This window comes from Gracilibacillus sp. HCP3S3_G5_2 (genome assembly GCF_052063305.1).
GTDB lineage: Bacteria > Bacillota > Bacilli > Bacillales > Amphibacillaceae > Gracilibacillus.
Genome location: NZ_JBQHXU010000039.1, coordinates 1 through 1,381, shown reverse-complemented (window position 1 = coordinate 1,381; position 1,381 = coordinate 1). Strand labels below are relative to the sequence as shown.

General features: G+C 36.1%; 1 protein-coding gene. It reads left to right on the top strand.

The genetic code is table 11. The features are described 5' to 3' along the window. Positions 1–136 precede the first annotated feature (136 nt). Positions 137–1,360 carry an ISL3 family transposase gene (locus ACTNEP_RS20420; protein ID WP_441163784.1) on the top strand — a complete coding sequence of 408 codons (1,224 nt, stop codon included), beginning with the start codon at positions 137–139 and terminating at the stop codon, positions 1,358–1,360. Positions 1,361–1,381 lie beyond the last annotated feature (21 nt).

Here is a 1,381-nt window from a genome sequence, read left to right as displayed (position 1 = left end):
GGCTCTAAAATATATGTTGGGGTACTGATAATTTTCTGATAACTTTTTAGGCATAAAAAAACACGCAATCTCCTAATTTTGTTAGACTTTGTTTAGACCAAAAAACAAACCCAAAAGGAAAAGGAGATGCGTGTAATTGCATTCTAACATTTCTTTACCTGGATTAGAAGCATTTATCATTACTAAATCTTTTGAGCGTGATGGATACTATCAACTCCATGTGGAGTTGAAGAGAGAACCCCATCATTGTCCATGTTGTGGTCAAATTACTAATCGTGTACATGATTACCGACTACAGAAGATCAAACATAACCATTTATTTAGTAGAAGTACTTTGTTGTTTTATAGAAAACGAAGATATGTATGTGTGAATGATGAATGTAAGAAGCGATTTTATGAAAAAAACACGCTTGTTGAGCGTTACCAGAGACAGTCTAGAGAGTTTAATCAAGCGATGAGTCTTGAATTAATCGGTGGGAAGAATTTTAAGGATGTAGCTTCTCGCTTTGATACCTCGCCAACAACCGTTATGCGTCGTTTTGATCAAATCGGTTTGTCTATGCTTCAGGAGACTAAACAGTTACCTGAAGTGATTGCCATTGATGAATACAAGGGGGATGCAGGAGGAGAAAAGTATCAAACCGTCATCGCCGATCCAATTGATAGAAAACCCCTAGACATCCTGAAAGACCGTAAAAAAGAAACACTAAAGGCTTACTTACGAAAACATGGAGGTAATGTGAAAGTGGTAGTGATGGATATGAGTCCATCCTTTAAAGCAGCTGTTGATCAAGCCTTGGGTAAACCGGTGGTAGTAGCTGATCGTTTTCACTTTTGTCGGTATATCTATTGGGCTTTAGAGAGTGTGAGAAGGAAAGCACAAAAGGATTTCGATGATTACGATCGTAAAAAATGTAAGAGAATGCGCCACGTCTTTTATAAACATTATGAGAATCTAACAGACAAACAGTTGTGGTACTTACACTACTACTTAGAAAAATCGAACGACTTAAAAATAGCTTATCAATTAAAAGAAGCCTATCGATTATGGTTTGAAATCGCCAAAAATTTGGCCCCCAAAGGTTTAAAAGAAGTGAAAGAAAGATTATATGAATTTTATGACCTGGTGAAGGCTTCTGGGATACCGGAATTTGAAAGGGCGATAGAAACCTTTCAAAATTGGCAGAAAGAGATCATGAATAGTTTTGGATATGATTTACATAATGGCTTCGTAGAAGGCATTAATAACCAAACAAAAGTAATTAAAAGGAATGCGTTTGGGTTTAAGCGATTTGATCGATTCCGATTAAAGGTATTATTACATCATCAATACAAAAATATAGATATTCGGGTCGCATAAATTAGGAGTGAGCTAAGTACT